The organism is Mesoflavibacter sp. SCSIO 43206, assembly GCF_019904215.1.
Classification (GTDB): domain Bacteria; phylum Bacteroidota; class Bacteroidia; order Flavobacteriales; family Flavobacteriaceae; genus Mesoflavibacter; species Mesoflavibacter zeaxanthinifaciens.
This window is the reverse complement of record NZ_CP063201.1, coordinates 1067408-1085151: the sequence shown is the minus strand read 5'-3', so window position 1 is coordinate 1085151 and position 17744 is coordinate 1067408. Positions and strand designations below refer to the sequence as shown.

The window sequence follows — 17744 nt, the reverse complement described above, 5'->3', positions numbered from 1 at the left end:
TATTAATCTATGATAAGCAAGTTTATAAGTTTAGAGTGGAAGCAATTTTTTCGTTCTGCTAGTTTCGGAAAAAGCTTAGCGCTAAAAATTTTAATGGGCTTTTTTGCGCTTTATTTTATTGTTACATTTTTAGCGTTAGGTGTTGGACTATATCCTGGTTTAAAAAAAGCATTTCCAGATCAAGATCCTTTTATTATTGTAAATCAAGTTGTTTTTTACTGGGTTTTAATGGAGCTTCTTATTCGTTTTTTCTTTCAGAAATTACCAGTAATGAGTGTAAAACCTTTGCTAACGCTTCCTGTTAAAAGAAACACAGTGGTTAACTATGTTTTGGGTAAATCAACTTTAGCGTTTATTAACTTTTTACCGCTTTTTGCAACAATCCCTTTTAGCATAGTCTTAATGTCAAAAGGTTATTCAAAATCTATGGTGTTAACTTGGTTGGTAGCAATGGTTTTGATATCGTTAATCAGTAATTTTTTAAATTTTATTATTGAAAGTATCTCGTCAGAAACCGAATTATCTTACCTACCAATTATTGTAGTTGCTGGAGGATTATTTGTTTTAAACTATTTTGAGATCTTAGATATTTCAGGATTACTATCTGCATCCATTTTAGCTATAGCTAATAACCCAATATATCTATTAATATTAGTCGCTATCTTAGGTGTTTGTTATTGGTTTAATTTTAAGATTTTAAGACAAAAACTGTATTTAGATCATTCTTTAAAAACTAAAATAAAAGAAGTTAATGCTTCTAACCTTGGTTGGACAAAAAACTTCGGAGATATAGCGCCTTTTATGCAATTAGATTTACGTTTAATATGGCGTAATAAAAGACCAAAATCTTCGGTGTTTATTTTAGTTATTGGCTTACTATATGGGTTATTCTTTTACCCTAATCCTCAATTTCAAGATTCGCCAATGATATTTGGTTTTGTAGGCATTTTTGTAACAGGTATTTTCTTAATCAATTTTGGGCAGTTTATTCCTGCTTGGGATAGCGGTTACTACAAAATGTTAATGAGCCAAAACATTAAATACGAGCAATACTTAAAATCTAAATACACGCTAATGATTTTAAGTGTAATTATCATGTTTGTGCTTAGTATTCCGTATGTGTATTTTGGTTGGAAAATTTTAGCAGCACATTTTGCTGCAGCTATTTATAATATTGGTGTTAATAGTTATGTAATTATGCTTGGCGGAAGCTTTAATCGCAAAAAAATAGACTTAAACCAACGTGCAGCATTTAACTATCAAGGTACCGGTGCAGTACAATGGATTATTGGTATTCCTTTAATGATTTTACCTGCAGCAATATTTGGCTTGACTTCATTTTTCATCAATTTTCAAGTCGGTCTATTTGCATTAGCCTTTTTGGGTTTATTAGGTATTGTGTTTCATCAAAAATTAATGAAACTAATTACACAAAAATACCTAGACTCTAAATACAAAATGATAGACGCATTTAGTCAAGACAGCTAACCTTAATTCACTTTTAATCATGATAAAGACAACAAACCTTTCAAAAAAATATAATAGTAAAGAAGTTTTAAATATTTCAACTTTAGAAATCCCAAAAGGACAAAGTTTTGGATTAGTAGGAAACAACGGAGCAGGTAAAACAACCTATTTTAGTTTACTTCTTGATTTAATACAACCAACAACAGGACAGATAGAAAATAATAGCGTTGTTGTTAGCGAAAGTGAAGATTGGAAACCATTTACCTCTGCATTTATAGACGAAAGCTTCTTAATTGGTTACTTGACACCAGAAGAATATTTTTATTTTATTGGTGATTTACGTGGGCAAAACAAACAAGATGTAGACAATTTGTTAGCACAGTTTGAAGATTTTTTTCATGGTGAAATCTTAAATCAGAAAAAATATTTACGCGATTTAAGTAAAGGAAACCAGAAAAAAGCTGGAATTGTCGCTGCATTAATAGGTAATCCAGAAGTTATTATTCTTGATGAACCTTTTGCAAACTTAGACCCAACAACACAAATTAGATTAAAACAAATCATTAAAGATTTAGCCGAAAAACAAGGTGTAACAGTTTTAGTGTCAAGTCATGATTTATTACACGTTACCGATGTTTGCGAGCGTATTGTGGTTTTAGATAAAGGTCAAGTTGTAAAAGATATTAAAACTAGCGAGGCGACTTTAAAAGAATTAGAGGCGCACTTTTCTGGCACAGCAGAAGTGTAATATTTTATAGTTTTTTCTCTGTAAATTGATATGCGTTAAGTTATTTAAAAAAAGATGCTTATTTTTACGCTCTTACATGCAAAAAATATAATAAAATTGCATGTAAACAGTTATGTATTACACAAAATACAACCGCATTGAAATTAGCATTTAAAATAAGTTTAGCCTTTACGGTTATAGTACTAACAATTACAAGTTGCTCTCGTAAAAACGATAGTTTTATAAGTCGTAATTTTCACGCAGTAACTGCAGAATATAACACATTATTTAATGGTTACAATGCGTTAGAGCAAGGACGTAACAGTCTAAACGCTACTTATTTTGATAATTATTGGGCCATACTTCCTGTAGAGCGTATGCAAATCAGAGAAGAAGTTATTTTACCAGGACAATCCAAAAACTCTGATTTTACAAAAGCTGAAGAAAAAGCTGTCAAAGCCGTTCAAAAACACGGTATGAATATTCAGGGTAAAGAGCATAATCCACAAATAGACGAAGCTTATTTACTATTAGGTCAAGCACGTTATTTTGACCAACGTTTTGTACCAGCATTAAACGCCTTTAATAAGATTTTATCAAGTTATGGCGATTCTGATAAAATCAACACAGCAAAAGTATGGCGAGAAAAAACCAATATGCGATTAGAAAATAACGAAATTGCTATTGAAAACCTTAAACGCCTATTAGAACAAGAAGATTTAGAAGGCCAACAACTTGCAGATGCCACATCTACTTTGGCACAAGCTTATATTAATTTAGAGCAGTTAGATAGTGCAATTGTGCATATAAAAACAGCATCTAAAGCCACAAAAAAGAATGAAGAAAAAGGTCGTTTCAACTTTATAAAAGGTCAGCTTTACAATGCTTTAGAAGATAAAGACAGCGCAAACATAGCTTTTGATGAGGTTATAGATTTAAACCGAAAAATACCACGTCAATATCTAATTGCTGCAGAAGTAGAAAAAGCTAAAAATTTCGATTATGAAAACGGTAATAAAATCGAGTTTTTAGAACACTTAACCAAGCTTGAAGAAAATAGAGAAAACCGTCCGTTTTTAGATAAAATTTATCACCAAATAGCCGAGTTTCACTTAGAAAATAAATTCGATTCTTTAGCAGTAGCTTATTACAATAAATCACTTCGTACCAACTCTAAAGACAAAATTTTAGTTGCCAAAAATTACGAAACTTTAGGTAATTACTATTTTGACAATACAGAGTATAAACTAGCAGGCGCCTACTATGACAGTACATTAATTAATATGGTAGAAAACAGTAAACCATACCGTGTGATTAAAAAGAAAAACGAAAATTTAGAAGATGTTATCTTTTACGAAGGTGTTGCAGAAGCTAATGATAGTATTTTAAAGTTAGTCGCTATGCCAATAGCAGAAAGAGAACAGTATTTTAAAGATTATACAGATAAATTAAAAGCTATAGCCGAAGAAGAGCAAGAGCGTTTAGAAACTCAAAAACGTATAAAAGATTTTCAGCAAAACACTACTAACAAAAAAACTGGTTTTGGTCCACCACGTGGTGCTTCACCAGTAGGTAATGCAACAAGTTTCTATTTTTATAATCAAGAAACTGTAGCTTATGGTAAAAACCAATTTGAACAACTTTGGGGAGAAAGAAGTAATGAAGATAATTGGCGTTGGTCAAGTAATGGTCGCAGTGGATTTTCTTCTACAGACGCAATTGCTTCTGCAATCGAAAATAATTCTGAAAACGAGAAATTCTCTCCAGATTATTACTTAAAACAATTACCAAGCACAGATAAAGACATTGATAGTCTAATGAAAGAAAGAAATTATGCATACTATCAATTAGGGTTAATTTATAAAGAGAAATTTAAAGAGTACGAGCTTTCAAAAACAAAATTCACAACCTTATTAAAAAGTGCTCCAGAAGAACGTTTAATATTACCTTCAAAATATAATCTGTATAAAATCTATGAAATTTTAGGACAAACAAATGAAGCTGAAATTACTAAGCAAGATATAATAAGTAATTATCCAGATTCTAGATATGCTTTTATTTTACAGAATCCAAATCAAGCTGTTGCAGACAATGAAGGAAGCCCAGAAAATCTTTACGAGCAAACCTATAAAAAACTTGAAGAGCAACAATATCAATCTGTTATAGAAGATAGTGACCAATATATAAACTACTTTGACGGCGATCCAATTGTGCCAAAATTTGAATTGCTAAAAGCAACAGCAAACGGTAGATTAAATGGTTACACAGCTTACATGGATGCCTTAAACCAAATAGCATTAGATTATGCTAACACAGAAGAAGGTATAAAAGCACAAAATCTAATTAATAGTTTACAGTCTTTAAGTAAACAAATATTTGTACCAAATGATGTATCTAAAAACTTTAAAGTAGTCTATCAATTTGATAAAAATCAAGAAGTTGAATTAAAAGAGTTTAAAGAAACACTAGATATAGTTATAGAAAAAATATCTTACTACGATTTATCAACGTCTGTAGATGTTTATAATAAAGACAAAACATTTTTAGTAGTACATGGTATAAAAAGTATAGATGGTGCAAAAGGGTTTGCTAATATTGTAGAAGAAGAGGACAAAAAGAAAATAGATAGACCATTTTTTGGGATTTCGCAAGAAAATTACCAGATTATCCAAATACATAAAAACTTAGAAACTTATATAGCAAATCAATAATCTCCCTTAATTATGAAGAAAAACAAAAGTCAAGAACATATTTCTATCCAAAATATAATAGCAAAAGGAACTAAAATTGTAGGTGATTTTTTTAGTGAAGGCGACTTACGTGTAGATGGAATTATTGAAGGAAACATACAAACACCAGGTAAGGTTGTAGTAGGTAAAGATGGTCAAATATCAGGTAAGTTATCATGTAGCAATGCTTATTTTGAAGGAAAACTAAACGGTACAATAGAATTAACGGGTACATTAACATTAAAATCTACAGCACATATAGAAGGAGATGTTGTTACCGAAAAATTAGCAGTAGAGCCAGGAGCAACATTTAATGTAACTTGTGAGATGAAATCTTCTGTAAAAGATATAAATGGCAAATCAAAACAACAAAAAACAGCCTAATAAATACATAAAGTTTACTTCTATTGCTTTACAAATGGGATTAACCATTTACTTAGGAAGCAAGCTTGGTGAGTGGCTTGACCAAAAATACAACACAACCAATCAAATCTATTATAAGGTAGTAACGTTAATTGCAGTTGCTGTTGCAATGTTTTCGGTTATCTATCAAGTTATAAAAATTACAAACAAAAAATAATGCTAAAACGTATTATAATATCTGTAGCTATAATCATAGCTGCTTTTTTTATTAGTTACGGACTAAATAAATCACTAGTAGATATTCAGCTTCAATACTCATTATTTAGTGTCTATCTTTTTCATGCACTATCTGCCATAATAGTCTATTTAATAATAGAATTTCTTTTTACCAAACTACCAAATCAAGTAGGTTACGCCTATTTAATGCTAATGTGTTTTAAGATAGGAGCATTTGTGTTAATTTTTCAAAAATCAGTCTTTGCGGTAGATTTAGTAGCGCTGCAGGAAAGAATAAGTTTGGTGGTTCCTTTATTTATTTTTTTAATTATTGAAGCATTATTAGTAGGTAAACTGCTAACTAATAAATAAGGCTTATATAATCAGCTATTTAGCTCAAAAAAAAAAGCTGTTTTTTAAAATAAAAAAAAGCTTTAAATTTTTAAATAAATGCTTACATTTGCACGAAATTTAAAGGCAAAACTTTAATTAGGCGAAAAAATGATGATTGCAAAAAGATCTATCAAATTAATTATAGCATTATTCTGTGTATTAATAACTTCTGTTTCATTAGCAGATACAAACCAGTCTCATCAAGAAGACCACAACGGTAATACAATTGATACACCTTCAGAAATTAAAGAGTATATTCAACATCACTTAAAAGATTCTCACGATTTTCATTTGTTTACTAATAATAAAACAGGAAAACATTGGAGTATGCCATTACCTGTAATTGTTTGGACAAGTAATGGGTTAAAGACGTTTATGTCTTCAGAGTTTCATCATGACGATAACGGTGAAGTAATCGTAGAAAAAGGAGATACTAGATTGGTGAAATTACACAGTAAAATATACGAGTTAGACAATGGTGCAACAACTGTTGCTTTTGATGATGCACATCACCCAACAAATGCACACAAAGTTTTAGATTTTTCTATAACTAAAAGTGTGTTTGGTATGTTGCTAGCTGGATTATTAATGATTTTAGGTTTTGGTAGTTTAGCAAAAGGCTACAAAAAAGGAAAAAACATCCCAACTGGTATAGGTCGTGTATTAGAACCATTAGTAATCTATGTAAGAGACGATATCGCTAAGCCAAATATTGGAGAGAAAAAGTACCGTAAATTTATGGGCTTCTTATTAACAGTGTTCTTCTTTATCTGGATATTAAACTTATTAGGATTAACGCCATTAGGATTTAACGTAACAGGACAAATTGCTGTAACAGTATGTTTAGCAATATTTACAGCAGTAATCTATTTATTTAGTGGTAGCAAAGATTTCTGGATGCATACATTATGGATGCCAGGAGTACCAGTAATATTAAGACCAGTATTAGCAGTAATAGAATTAGTAGGATTTGTGTTAATTAAACCATTCTCTTTATTAGTTCGTTTATTTGCAAACATGACAGCAGGACACTTTGTAGTAATGAGTCTTATAGCATTAATGATAACAATGAAAGAAGCATTTGGACCAGTAGCATCTACAGGTATGTCTTTAGTGTTAGCATTATTTATATCGGTTATCGAAATATTGGTAGCCTTTTTACAAGCATTTATTTTTACGATGTTATCATCGTTATTTATAGGTATGGCGGTTGAAGAGCATGACCATCATTAATAAGAATTTGTTTAATTAATATTTAAAATCAATTAGTATGTACAATTTAATTGGAGCAGGATTAATCGTAATCGGTGGAGGAATCGGTTTAGGTCAAATCGGTGGAAAAGCAATGGAAGGTATTGCTCGTCAACCAGAAGCAGCTGGAAAAATCCAAACTGCGATGATCATCATCGGTGCCTTATTAGAAGGTTTAGCATTCGGTGCATTAATCTTAGGAAAATAATCCTAAAACAAAACAAAACAACTTCTGCAACGGTTGGTTGCAGAAGCTGTTTTAAATTAAACAAATACAAAGAAGTAATCAATATCAAATGGAAACTTTATTAAACGATTTTTCAGTAGGTTTATTTATAATGCAAGCTGTAATCTTAGTAATACTTATAGTATTAATGAGAAAATTTGCTTGGAAACCAATCTTAGATGCATTACAATCTCGTGAAGATGGTATCCAAAACGCATTAGAAGCAGCAGAGAATGCCAAAGTTGAAATGCAAAATCTTCAAGCAGATAACGATAAGTTATTAAAAGAAGCTCGTGCAGAACGTGAAGCAATGTTAAAAGAAGCACGCGAGCTTAAAACAAAAATGATTGAAGACGCAAAAACAGAAGCGCAAGAGCAAGCAAATGCAATGATAGCTCAAGCACAAGCTGCAATAGAAAGCGAAAAGAAATCTGCTATGGCTGAGTTAAAAGGTCAAGTAGCAGGATTATCTTTAGAGATAGCAGAAAAAGTTGTACGTCAAGAATTATCTAACAAAGACAAACAAATAGAATTAGTTGAGTCTATGTTAGGAGACGCAAAATTAAACTAGTCAAAAAATGGCAGGAGAAAGAGCAGCAATACGTTACGCAAAAGCAGTACTAAGTTTAGCTACAGAAAGTAATACAGCAGATGCTGTAAATACAGATATGGAGCTAATAAAAAATACTGTTGCTGAGAGTAAAGATTTAAAAGATATGCTTTACAGTCCTGTAATACGTTCATCTGTAAAAAAATCGGCATTGTTAGAAATTTTTAAAAATACTAACAAAGCAACAGTTAATTTAATAGATGTACTTATTGCTAACAAGCGTATATCTCTATTACCAGAAGTAGCTTCAAGTTTTATAACCCTTTTTGAGCAACAAAAAGGCAGCCAAGTAGCACAAGTAACAACAGCAGTACCTTTAACAAAAGAGTTAGAAAATAAAGTACAAGCAAAAGTAAAAGAGCTTACAGGTAAAGAAGCAGCAATAACAAATATAGTAGATGAAAACATTTTAGGAGGTTTCATCTTAAGAGTTGGAGATACACAATACAACGCAAGTATTGCTAACCAACTAAACAAATTAAAAAGAGAATTTACAATAAATTAAATATAGTTAGATTTAAATCTAACATCTAATATCTAAATAAGATGGCAGAAGTAAAACCAGCTGAAGTATCAGCAATCTTAAAACAACAACTATCTGGTTTTGAAGCAAGTGCTTCATTAGACGAAGTTGGAACAGTATTAACAGTAGGAGATGGTATTGTACGTGCTTACGGATTATCAAATGCTCAATACGGAGAGTTAGTAGAATTTGAAGGAGGATTAGAAGGTATTGTACTAAACCTTGAAGAAGACAACGTAGGTATTGTATTATTAGGAGGATCAACTGGAGTAAAAGAAGGTTCTACAGTAAAACGTACTAACCGTATTGCTTCTGTTAAAGTAGGTGAAGGTATTGTTGGTCGTGTAGTAGATACATTAGGAAATCCAATTGATGGAAAAGGACCTATCGCTGGTGATACTTACGAAATGCCATTAGAGCGTAAAGCGCCTGGTGTTATTTATCGTCAACCAGTAAACGAGCCATTACAAACAGGTATTAAATCTGTAGATGCCATGATTCCTGTAGGACGTGGGCAACGTGAGCTTGTAATTGGTGACCGTCAAACTGGTAAAACAACAGTTTGTATTGATACCATCTTAAATCAAAAAGAATTTTACGATGCAGGAGAGCCTGTATATTGTATATATGTAGCAGTAGGACAAAAAGCATCTACAGTTGCAAACATTGCTAAAACTTTAGAAGAAAAAGGAGCTTTAGCTTATACTACTATTGTAGCTGCAAATGCATCAGATCCTGCTGCAATGCAAGTTTACGCGCCATTTACAGGTGCTGCAATAGGTGAGTATTTTAGAGATACTGGTAGACCAGCTTTAATTGTATTTGATGATTTATCAAAACAAGCAGTTGCTTACCGTGAGGTATCTTTATTATTACGTCGTCCACCAGGACGTGAGGCGTATCCAGGAGACGTTTTCTACCTTCACTCAAGATTATTAGAGCGTGCTGCAAAAGTAATTGCAGATGATGATATTGCTAAAAACATGAACGATTTACCAGAATCGTTAAAACCAGTAGTAAAAGGTGGTGGATCTTTAACAGCTTTACCAATTATCGAAACACAAGCTGGAGATGTTTCTGCATATATTCCAACTAACGTAATTTCTATTACGGACGGTCAGATTTTCTTAGAGTCAGATTTATTTAACTCTGGTGTACGTCCAGCAATTAACGTAGGTATCTCGGTATCTCGTGTAGGTGGATCTGCTCAAATTAAGTCAATGAAGAAAGTAGCTGGTACATTAAAGTTAGACCAAGCACAGTTCCGTGAGCTTGAGGCATTTGCTAAGTTTGGTTCAGACCTTGATGCTGCAACGTTAAATGTAATTGAAAAAGGTAAGCGTAACGTAGAAATCTTAAAGCAAGCACAAAACGATCCTTATACAGTAGAAGACCAAGTAGCAATTATCTACGCTGGTTCTAAAAACTTATTAAGAGATGTACCTGTAGAAAAAGTGAAAGAATTTGAAAGAGATTATATCGAGTTCTTAAATGCTAAACACAGAGATGTTTTAGATACTTTAAAAGCAGGAAAATTAACTGACGAGGTTACAGATACATTATCTGCAGTAGCAAAAGACCTTTCAGCTAAATATAAAGCATAATAATAGATTTTAGTATTGAGTAGTGAGATAGAAAGTTTTCTCACTACTGAATACTCAATACTAATTACTAAAAAATGGCAAATCTTAAAGAAATACGTAATAGGATATCTTCGGTATCTTCAACAATGCAAATAACCAGTGCTATGAAAATGGTATCTGCTGCAAAGTTAAAGAAAGCCCAAGATGCTATTACAGCAATGCGTCCTTATGCAGACAAGTTAACAGAGCTTTTACAAAGCTTAAGTGCAACTTTAGAAGCAGATGCAGGAAGTAAATTTGCAGACCAACGTGAAGTAAACAGAGTATTATTAGTTTCAATATCTTCAAATAGAGGATTATGTGGAGCTTTTAACTCTAACATTATCAAACAAACAAACAATTTGATAGATAATGCTTACGCAGGTAAAGAAGTATCTGTTTTAGCAATAGGAAAAAAGATTAATGACGCTTTTGAAAAAAAAGGAATTGTTATTGCTAACAAAAGTGATATTTATGACGATCTAACATTTGATAACGTTTCAGAAATAGCACAAATGCTAATGGATAAGTTTGTTACAGGCGAATTTGATAAAATTGAAATCGTTTACAACAAATTTAAGAATGCAGCAACACAAATAGTAATGACAGAACAGTTTTTACCTATTGTTCCAATACAACAGGATGAAAACGTTAATTTAGATTACATTTTTGAGCCTTCTAAAGCCGAAATAGTAGAAGAGTTAATCCCTAAATCTTTAAAAACTCAGCTTTATAAAGGTGTAAGAGATAGCTTTGCTAGTGAGCATGGAGCACGTATGACAGCAATGCATAAAGCAACAGATAATGCTACAGAGTTAAGAGATCAATTAAAATTAACTTACAACAAAGCACGTCAAGCAGCAATTACTAATGAAATATTAGAAATTGTTGGTGGTGCAGAAGCATTAAATAATTAATAGTGCTAAACTCAAAGCAATTATAAAAAATAAAAAGCCTTATCAATTTTGATAAGGCTTTTTTTATGGAATACAATTTGATTGTTATATTTATAAAAACTAAGCTCATGATTAAATTTTTTAAATACATCACGTTTACATTTTTAGTATTTGCATTTTTTTTACAATGCTCTAGTGTCCAAAAACTTCAAGATAGTGTAAGTTTTAAAATAGAACAACCTTATTATCAAAACTGGGTTGCAGGAGTTAAAAATGGCGGATCAGGTATTAATATATTTATTCCTGTAACTAACTTAAAGACTAATATAGCACTAGACAGTTTATATTTTAGAGGGCATAAAGTTTTATTAGAAACTAAACCAAATAATCCAAATCTGTTTATAGGACGTATTTTAACTGAATCTAATCAAAATGAAGATTTCTCTCCTAAAACAGAAGCAGAAATTCCTTTCGATTTAAAAGAAAATGAAGCCGTTATCATTTATACCGAAAACGATAAAAAGAAGTATTATAAAATTGATAATATAAAAGAAAAACAAACTGAGTATTTTCCGAGTGCGCCACCAAAACAAAATTAATTATTAACCTACTTACATTATGAAAGCCCTTAAATCAATAACACTAATTGTGTTATTTATTTGTATTTGTAATTGTTCACCTTCTAAATACGCATTACAAAAACAAGCACCAATTCAATTAACGCAAACCTATTTACAGCATTGGACAACCGGTGTAGCTATTGGTAGCTCTGGTGTCAATCTTTATTTTTCTAACCTTTATCCAAACCATTCAAGTATTAAAATGGATAGTGTGTACTTTAGAAAAATGAAAGGAAAACTAATACCTTTAAAAGGTCAATATTTTTCTCGATTAACAAAAAGATTAACTAATGAAGAAGGAAATGCACTAACAACTAAAGGTTTTTTTCCTTTTCAATTAGAAAATAGAGAATGTGTAATTAGTTATATAGAAAATGGTACAACTAAGTATTACAAGGTTTCAAATATAGAAGAAAAAGAAGGTGTTTACTATCCAGAAGGACCACCAATTAATTAATGTTTTTATTACTGTAACAAATTCAATACATTTAGGTCAAAATAAACAACCTTTTGAGCGGATTTAAATCTCTTTTTAAGCAAACATTTATTTATGGTTTAGCAACAGTTTTACCCAGAATGTTAAGCTTTATACTTGTGCCATTATACACAGATCCTTCAGTGTTATCAAGAGCTGAATATGGAGAAGTATCTTTTATTTTTGCTTATTTCGTTTTATTTAATGTGGTTTTAGCCTACGGAATGGAAACCGCGTTTTTTAGATTTTTTAATAAAGAAGAAAATCAAAAAAATGTTTTAAATACATCAGCAACATCGTTAACAGTTAGTAGTTTAGCTGTTTTAGGTATTGCTTTTCTTTTTAGAAATCAAATTTCATCTTTAATTGAAATTGACTTACAATACTTAAACTTAGTCTTTTTAATATTGCTTTTAGACGCATTAGTAATTATACCATTTGCTTGGTTAAGAGCTACAAGTCAACCTACAAAATACGCTATAATTAAGATTTTAAACGTAGCTGTAAACTTAGGACTTAACGTGTTTTTATTAGTTTATTTAAAAGATTTAGCCGAAACTAACTCCATTTTCAATTCTGTTTATAAACCTAAATTTGAAATCAATTATATTTTCATTTCTAACGTCATTGCTAGCGCATTAACGTTGGTTTGGTTATTACCATTTTATAGAAAAGTGAAGTTTAAAATAGACATTAAACTTTGGAAAAAGATGATGAACTATGCTTTACCTGTGCTTATTGCAGGCGTTGCGTATTCTATTAACGAAACCTTTGACCGAATTCTTTTAAAAGAATTATTGCCAGAAAATATAGCAGATGACCAAATAGGTATGTATTCTGCATGTTATAAACTAGCGTTGTTTATGACACTTTTTGCAACAGCTTTTAGGTTAGGTATAGAGCCTTACTTTTTTAGCCATTCAAAAGCTAAAGATCCACAAAAAAATTACGCTAAAATATTAGAATTTTTTATTGCATTTGGAGCAATAATCTTAGTAACAGTAGTAGTTTTTGCAGATATAATAAAGCCTATAATTATTAGAAGTGAAGCTTATTATGACGCCATGTGGATAGTGCCTTTTATCCTATTAGCAAACTTTTGTCTTGGTATTTATCATAACCTATCCGTTTGGTACAAAATTACAGACAGGACTAAATATGGTGCCTATATTTCGGTTTTTGGTGCAGTAATAACATTGTTAATCAATTACATTTTAATACCTAAAATAGGATTTAAAGGATCTGCAATTGCAACGCTTTGTGCTTATAGCCTAATGATGTTTTTATCTTATTTTTATGGAAGAAAATACTATCCAATTCCTTACAATTTAAAGAAAATAGTCATTTATTTATTGGTGTCGATTAGTTTCTCTTTCATCTATTTTTATAATTTTAGAGGTAATTATTTTATTGGTTTTACTGCAATAATTGTACTTTTAGGCATAGTTTTTCAACTTGAAAAAAATGAAATCAAAAAACTACTCAAATAACATTTCATGCAAATAAAAATCATTAATAAATCCAATCACGCTTTACCGCATTATGAAACTATTGCGTCTGCTGGAATGGATTTAAGAGCAAATATAGATGAGGCAATAACCCTAAAACCTTTAGATCGTACTATAATTAAAACAGGTTTATTTATTGAGTTACCAATAGGTTTTGAAGCGCAAGTAAGACCAAGAAGTGGTTTAGCTGCAAAAAAAGGAATAACTGTCTTAAACGCACCAGGAACAGTAGATGCAGACTATAGAGGAGAAATAGGTGTTATCCTTGTCAACCTTTCTAACGAAGATTTTACGATAGAAAACGGCGAGCGTATAGCACAGTTAGTAATTGCAAAACACGAACGTGCCGAATGGATTGAAGTAGAAACACTTTCTGAAACGTCTCGTGGAGAAGGCGGTTTTGGAAGTACAGGAGTCAAATAATTCCTGCGAAAGCAGGAATCTCTAAGCAGATAAAAATGAAACTTTGGTACGTCTATATTATGACAAATAAACCTAATGGAGTTTTATACATAGGTGTAACTAACAATATAGACGAAAGAATTAAGGAGCATAAGTTAAAAGTATACCCTAAATCATTTACAGCTAGATATAATTGTGATAAATTAGTTTATTTTGAAGAATATGAAAATGGATTAATTGCTGAAAAAAGAGAAAAGCAATTTAAAAAATGGAAAAGAAACTGGAAAATTGAATTAATAGAGGAAATGAATCCGAACTGGACAGATTTGAGTCTGAATTGGAATCTTAACTTTAATAAAATAAGAGAATAAATTCCTGTAAAAACAGAAATCTCAAACCCAAAAAAATAAGTTTAATTAAAAAAAGATACCTGCTTACGCAGGCATGAAAAAATGAAAATAATAGTACCTATGGCGGGAAGAGGATCTCGTCTAAGACCACATAGTTTAACAGTTCCAAAACCACTAATTCCTGTCGCAGGACAACCAATTGTCCACAGATTAGTAAAAGATATTGCAAAAGTTTTAAAACAACCAATAACCGAAGTTGCTTTTGTTTTAGGTGATCCAGCTTGGTTTGGAGACGATGTAGTAGACAGTTTAACAGACTTAGCGACAAGTTTAGGTGCAAAAGCCTCTATCTTTCGTCAAGATCAACCTTTAGGTACAGGTCACGCCATTATGTGTGCTAAAGAAAGTTTATCAGGACCAGCAGTAATCGCTTATGCAGATACTTTAATTCGTGCAGATTTTAATTTAGATCCAGAAGCAGACTCAGTAATTTGGGTAAAACAAGTAGATCAACCAGAAGCTTATGGTGTTGTTAAATTAAATGACAAAAAGGAAATTGTTGAACTTGTAGAAAAGCCACAACAATTTGTAAGTGATTTAGCAGTTATAGGTATTTACTATTTTAAAGAAGTAAGCCAGTTAAAAGATCAACTTCAAAACGTATTAGATAACAATATCATTAATGGTGGCGAATATCAAATTAACGACGGAATTAAAGGCATGATGGCAGATGGAAAAGTCTTTAAAACAGGCGAAGTTAGCGAGTGGATGGACTGCGGAAACAAAACCATAACATTAGACACAAACCAACGTATGTTAGGCTTTTTACAAGCAGATGGAGAAGAGCAATTAGTTTCAGACTCTGTAAAAAATGAAAATTCAACAATTATAGAACCTTGTTATATTGGAGAAAACGTAGTGCTTAAAAACGCAACGGTTGGACCATATGTTTCAATTGGTAATAATTGTGTTATCGAAAATGCAACCGTTAAAAATAGTTTAATACAAAACCAAACTAGTATAAAAAATGCTAATTTAGACGAAGCTATGATTGGTAACCACGTTAAGTACGACGGTAAGTTTACCAAAATTAGCATTGGCGATTATTCTGTTTTGGAATAAATTTCTGCGAAAGCAGAAATCTTAAAGACATAAATTGGAATAATTATTGACCTAATTAAAATAAAAAGTCACTTAAACCTTAGTCAAAAGGTTATTTAGATGAAAAAAACGCTTTACATCTTATATTTCCTTTTCGGAATGTTATGCATTCCGCAGACTAACTATGCCCAAGTAGATTTTAATAAAACACCAAATGACGACTTAGGAAATTTTGAAGACGAATTTCAAAATAATTTCTACGAAGCCATGAAACAACACGGTATAGAAAATTATGACCGTGCTGTAGATAACTTAAAACGTTGCTTAGAATTAGACGATTCTCATGTGGTTATTTATTATCAATTAGGAAAAAACTACAACAAGCTTAAAAATTTTGGAGAAGCTGAAGATGCATTAAAAGATGCATTAAGAATAGAGCCTGATAACGAATGGGTTTTAGACGAGCTGTATCATGTTTACATTCAGCAAAAAGAATATAACAAAGCCATAAAAACCGTAAGGCAATTAGTAAAATACCATCCAGATTATAAAGAGGATTTAGCAAACATTTATGTGCAAACAGGAAATTTTAAAGACGCTTTAAAAATTCTTGACGAATTAGATGAAGAATACGGTATTACAGACGATAGAGACTTACTGCGTAACCGCATTTACAACGCAACAGGTAGAAAAAAAGATCAAATTGAAAATCTTGAAGAACGCGTAGATAAAAATCCAGAATCTGAAGAAACTTACTTAAGATTAATCTATCGTTACAGCGAAAATAACGACAAGAAAAAAGCGTTTGAAACAGCAAAAAAGCTATTAGAAATTAATCCAAAAAACCAACTTGTTCATCTAGCATTATATAAATTTTATTTAGATGAAGGTAGCCACGATAAAGCAATTAATTCTATGAAAATTGCTTTACAAAGCTCAAAAATTAATCCCGAATCTAAAATAAAAGTACTAGCAGATTTTGTAAAATTTGTCAGTAAAAATCAACAATACGAGCAAGACTTAGTAGATGTAACTTCAATGCTAACAAAAATTGAATCTAGTGGTAAAACGTTGGTAGAGTTAGCTCAATATTATTTACTTAAAGGCGAAAAACAAAAAGCAATAAGTTTTTACGAACAAGCATTGCAAAAAGAAGAAGAAAACTTTGGGATATTAAGAAATATAATACTTCTTCACATAGATTTAAAACAATTTAAACAAGCAGCAGATCGTAGCCAAGAAGGTATAGAAATTTTCCCATCGCAACCAGTTTTATATCTTACTCATGGCGTATCTTTAAACTATCTAAACAGACCAAAAGAAGCTATAGAAAGCTTAGAAATGGGCTTAGATTACATTATAGATGACAAACCAATGGAAGCAGATTTTTATAATCAATTAGCCAAAGCTTATACTGCAACAAACAATTTAAATAAAGCAAAAACGTTTAGTGATAAAGCAAAAAAATTACAATTATCTAATTAATGACTATTAAAACTCAATTTTCTCTATATACAATACTATTCTTATTTGTATTTGTTGGTTGTAAATCAGCCAAAACTATTGTTGCCAATGGCGAACTAAACAATAGATTAACAGCAAAACAATTAATTAAACAAACCGAAAAAGTAGAGTCAGATTTTAAGACTTTAGTAGGTAAAATGAAAATTGAATACATAGAAAAAAATAAATCTGAAGGAACAACTGTTAGTCTTCGTATAGAAAAAGATAAAACCATTTGGATGAGTAAATTAGGGTTAGTTAAAGCGCTAATAACACCAACAAGAGTCGCGTTTTATAACAAACTAGATAACACTTATTTTGATGGCGATTTTACGTATTTAAGTAATCTTTTAGGGACAGAATTAGATTTTCAAAAAGTACAAAATATGCTATTAGGTCAGTCTATGTTTGCACTTAATGATAAAGATTATGAGATTGATACTTTTGACCAATCGTACCAATTAAAACCAAAAAAACAACGCGATTTATTCGAGCTTTTTTTAATGTTCAACCCAAGTCATTTTAAAATGGATTCTCAGCAAATTGCACAACCTAAAGAACGTAGAATTTTACAAATAGACTATTTATCTTATCAAAAAGTAGACAACCTAACTTTACCTTCAGAAACAAAGATTTTTGCTATAGAAAATGAAGATCAGCTAGTGATTAATTTAGAATTAAAATCTGTAGATTTGAATGAAGATGTACGTTTTCCGTTTAGCATTCCTTCAGGATATAAAAAAATAGAATTATAACCATGAA

The 17744-nt window shown here is 31.1% G+C and carries 20 protein-coding genes; all 20 read left to right on the top strand.

The annotated features are described in order from the left end of the window. Positions 1 to 9: 9 nt before the first annotated feature. The 20 genes from INR78_RS05165 to INR78_RS05070 all read left to right on the top strand — a co-directional run bounded on the left by INR78_RS05165 (position 10) and on the right by INR78_RS05070 (position 17737). Complete coding sequence (locus INR78_RS05165) at positions 10 to 1488, top strand: DUF5687 family protein (RefSeq protein WP_223077751.1); 1479 nt, start codon at positions 10 to 12, stop codon at positions 1486 to 1488. A gap of 19 nt (positions 1489 to 1507) precedes the next feature. Beyond that, a complete protein-coding gene (locus INR78_RS05160) occupies positions 1508 to 2215 on the top strand; it encodes an ABC transporter ATP-binding protein (RefSeq protein WP_223077750.1) in 708 nt (235 codons plus the stop codon). Between the two features lie 137 nt (positions 2216 to 2352). Beyond that, positions 2353 to 4905 carry a hypothetical protein gene (locus tag INR78_RS05155; protein WP_255593124.1) on the top strand — a complete coding sequence of 851 codons (2553 nt, stop codon included), beginning with the start codon at positions 2353 to 2355 and terminating at the stop codon, positions 4903 to 4905. A 12-nt stretch (positions 4906 to 4917) separates the two neighbouring features. Further along, positions 4918 to 5307, top strand: a complete 390-nt coding sequence (locus INR78_RS05150) for a polymer-forming cytoskeletal protein (protein ID WP_223077749.1) — start codon at positions 4918 to 4920, stop codon at positions 5305 to 5307. Then, positions 5276 to 5503 (top strand): AtpZ/AtpI family protein, encoded by a 228-nt coding sequence (locus tag INR78_RS05145; RefSeq protein WP_027879280.1) that lies wholly within the window; start codon positions 5276 to 5278, stop codon positions 5501 to 5503. Before INR78_RS05150 ends, INR78_RS05145 begins: the two co-directional genes overlap by 32 nt. After that, complete coding sequence (locus tag INR78_RS05140) at positions 5503 to 5874, top strand: DUF6168 family protein (RefSeq protein WP_223077748.1); 372 nt, start codon at positions 5503 to 5505, stop codon at positions 5872 to 5874. Before INR78_RS05145 ends, INR78_RS05140 begins: the two co-directional genes overlap by 1 nt. A gap of 129 nt (positions 5875 to 6003) precedes the next feature. After that, positions 6004 to 7128, top strand: a complete 1125-nt coding sequence (atpB, locus tag INR78_RS05135) for a F0F1 ATP synthase subunit A (RefSeq protein ID WP_106680679.1) — start codon at positions 6004 to 6006, stop codon at positions 7126 to 7128. A gap of 37 nt (positions 7129 to 7165) precedes the next feature. Further along, positions 7166 to 7354: an ATP synthase F0 subunit C gene (gene atpE, locus INR78_RS05130; RefSeq protein WP_004569351.1), complete on the top strand. Its 189-nt coding sequence runs from the start codon at positions 7166 to 7168 to the stop codon at positions 7352 to 7354. A gap of 88 nt (positions 7355 to 7442) precedes the next feature. Further along, positions 7443 to 7943: a F0F1 ATP synthase subunit B gene (locus INR78_RS05125; RefSeq protein WP_223077747.1), complete on the top strand. Its 501-nt coding sequence runs from the start codon at positions 7443 to 7445 to the stop codon at positions 7941 to 7943. Positions 7944 to 7950: 7 nt separating this feature from the next. Continuing rightward, positions 7951 to 8487, top strand: a complete 537-nt coding sequence (gene atpH, locus INR78_RS05120; RefSeq protein ID WP_027879276.1) for an ATP synthase F1 subunit delta — start codon at positions 7951 to 7953, stop codon at positions 8485 to 8487. Between the two features lie 41 nt (positions 8488 to 8528). Then, on the top strand, positions 8529 to 10109 hold the full coding sequence (gene atpA, locus INR78_RS05115; RefSeq protein ID WP_027879275.1) for a F0F1 ATP synthase subunit alpha: 1581 nt from the start codon (positions 8529 to 8531) through the stop codon (positions 10107 to 10109). Between the two features lie 74 nt (positions 10110 to 10183). After that, complete coding sequence (gene atpG, locus INR78_RS05110; RefSeq protein ID WP_223077746.1) at positions 10184 to 11044, top strand: ATP synthase F1 subunit gamma; 861 nt, start codon at positions 10184 to 10186, stop codon at positions 11042 to 11044. 107 nt (positions 11045 to 11151) lie between these two features. Next, positions 11152 to 11622 (top strand): hypothetical protein, encoded by a 471-nt coding sequence (locus INR78_RS05105; protein WP_223077745.1) that lies wholly within the window; start codon positions 11152 to 11154, stop codon positions 11620 to 11622. A 19-nt stretch (positions 11623 to 11641) separates the two neighbouring features. Beyond that, positions 11642 to 12100, top strand: a complete 459-nt coding sequence (locus tag INR78_RS05100) for a hypothetical protein (RefSeq protein ID WP_223077744.1) — start codon at positions 11642 to 11644, stop codon at positions 12098 to 12100. Positions 12101 to 12153: 53 nt separating this feature from the next. After that, positions 12154 to 13608 carry an oligosaccharide flippase family protein gene (locus tag INR78_RS05095; protein ID WP_223077743.1) on the top strand — a complete coding sequence of 485 codons (1455 nt, stop codon included), beginning with the start codon at positions 12154 to 12156 and terminating at the stop codon, positions 13606 to 13608. Between the two features lie 6 nt (positions 13609 to 13614). Next, positions 13615 to 14049 (top strand): dUTP diphosphatase, encoded by a 435-nt coding sequence (gene dut, locus INR78_RS05090; RefSeq protein WP_223077742.1) that lies wholly within the window; start codon positions 13615 to 13617, stop codon positions 14047 to 14049. A 35-nt stretch (positions 14050 to 14084) separates the two neighbouring features. Further along, entirely contained in the window at positions 14085 to 14399 is a 315-nt protein-coding gene (locus INR78_RS05085; protein ID WP_255593123.1) for a GIY-YIG nuclease family protein, read from the top strand. 81 nt (positions 14400 to 14480) lie between these two features. Then, positions 14481 to 15500 carry a sugar phosphate nucleotidyltransferase gene (locus tag INR78_RS05080; RefSeq protein WP_223077741.1) on the top strand — a complete coding sequence of 340 codons (1020 nt, stop codon included), beginning with the start codon at positions 14481 to 14483 and terminating at the stop codon, positions 15498 to 15500. Positions 15501 to 15599: 99 nt separating this feature from the next. Next, complete coding sequence (locus tag INR78_RS05075) at positions 15600 to 16964, top strand: lipopolysaccharide assembly protein LapB (protein WP_027879268.1); 1365 nt, start codon at positions 15600 to 15602, stop codon at positions 16962 to 16964. Further along, the gene (locus INR78_RS05070) at positions 16964 to 17737 is read left to right on the top strand and encodes a DUF4292 domain-containing protein (RefSeq protein WP_027879267.1); all 774 of its coding nucleotides are present in this window, start codon (positions 16964 to 16966) and stop codon (positions 17735 to 17737) included. The genes INR78_RS05075 and INR78_RS05070 overlap by 1 nt, the downstream gene beginning before the upstream one ends. The last annotated feature ends 7 nt before the right edge of the window (positions 17738 to 17744 follow it).

What these genes read in the sequence shown, in the direction of transcription:
- INR78_RS05125 (WP_223077747.1), top strand. Translation starts at nt 7,443, where the DNA reads ATGGAAACTTTATTAAACGATTTTTCAGTAGGTTTATTTATAATGCAA.
- INR78_RS05085 (WP_255593123.1), top strand. Translation starts at nt 14,085, where the DNA reads ATGAAACTTTGGTACGTCTATATTATGACAAATAAACCTAATGGAGTT.
- INR78_RS05145 (WP_027879280.1), top strand. Translation starts at nt 5,276, where the DNA reads ATGGCAAATCAAAACAACAAAAAACAGCCTAATAAATACATAAAGTTT.
- INR78_RS05070 (WP_027879267.1), top strand. Translation starts at nt 16,964, where the DNA reads ATGACTATTAAAACTCAATTTTCTCTATATACAATACTATTCTTATTT.
- atpB (WP_106680679.1), top strand. Translation starts at nt 6,004, where the DNA reads ATGATGATTGCAAAAAGATCTATCAAATTAATTATAGCATTATTCTGT.
- INR78_RS05100 (WP_223077744.1), top strand. Translation starts at nt 11,642, where the DNA reads ATGAAAGCCCTTAAATCAATAACACTAATTGTGTTATTTATTTGTATT.
- INR78_RS05075 (WP_027879268.1), top strand. Translation starts at nt 15,600, where the DNA reads ATGAAAAAAACGCTTTACATCTTATATTTCCTTTTCGGAATGTTATGC.
- INR78_RS05165 (WP_223077751.1), top strand. Translation starts at nt 10, where the DNA reads ATGATAAGCAAGTTTATAAGTTTAGAGTGGAAGCAATTTTTTCGTTCT.
- atpG (WP_223077746.1), top strand. Translation starts at nt 10,184, where the DNA reads ATGGCAAATCTTAAAGAAATACGTAATAGGATATCTTCGGTATCTTCA.
- atpE (WP_004569351.1), top strand. Translation starts at nt 7,166, where the DNA reads ATGTACAATTTAATTGGAGCAGGATTAATCGTAATCGGTGGAGGAATC.
- INR78_RS05150 (WP_223077749.1), top strand. Translation starts at nt 4,918, where the DNA reads ATGAAGAAAAACAAAAGTCAAGAACATATTTCTATCCAAAATATAATA.
- INR78_RS05080 (WP_223077741.1), top strand. Translation starts at nt 14,481, where the DNA reads ATGAAAATAATAGTACCTATGGCGGGAAGAGGATCTCGTCTAAGACCA.
- INR78_RS05105 (WP_223077745.1), top strand. Translation starts at nt 11,152, where the DNA reads ATGATTAAATTTTTTAAATACATCACGTTTACATTTTTAGTATTTGCA.
- atpH (WP_027879276.1), top strand. Translation starts at nt 7,951, where the DNA reads ATGGCAGGAGAAAGAGCAGCAATACGTTACGCAAAAGCAGTACTAAGT.
- atpA (WP_027879275.1), top strand. Translation starts at nt 8,529, where the DNA reads ATGGCAGAAGTAAAACCAGCTGAAGTATCAGCAATCTTAAAACAACAA.
- INR78_RS05140 (WP_223077748.1), top strand. Translation starts at nt 5,503, where the DNA reads ATGCTAAAACGTATTATAATATCTGTAGCTATAATCATAGCTGCTTTT.
- dut (WP_223077742.1), top strand. Translation starts at nt 13,615, where the DNA reads ATGCAAATAAAAATCATTAATAAATCCAATCACGCTTTACCGCATTAT.
- INR78_RS05160 (WP_223077750.1), top strand. Translation starts at nt 1,508, where the DNA reads ATGATAAAGACAACAAACCTTTCAAAAAAATATAATAGTAAAGAAGTT.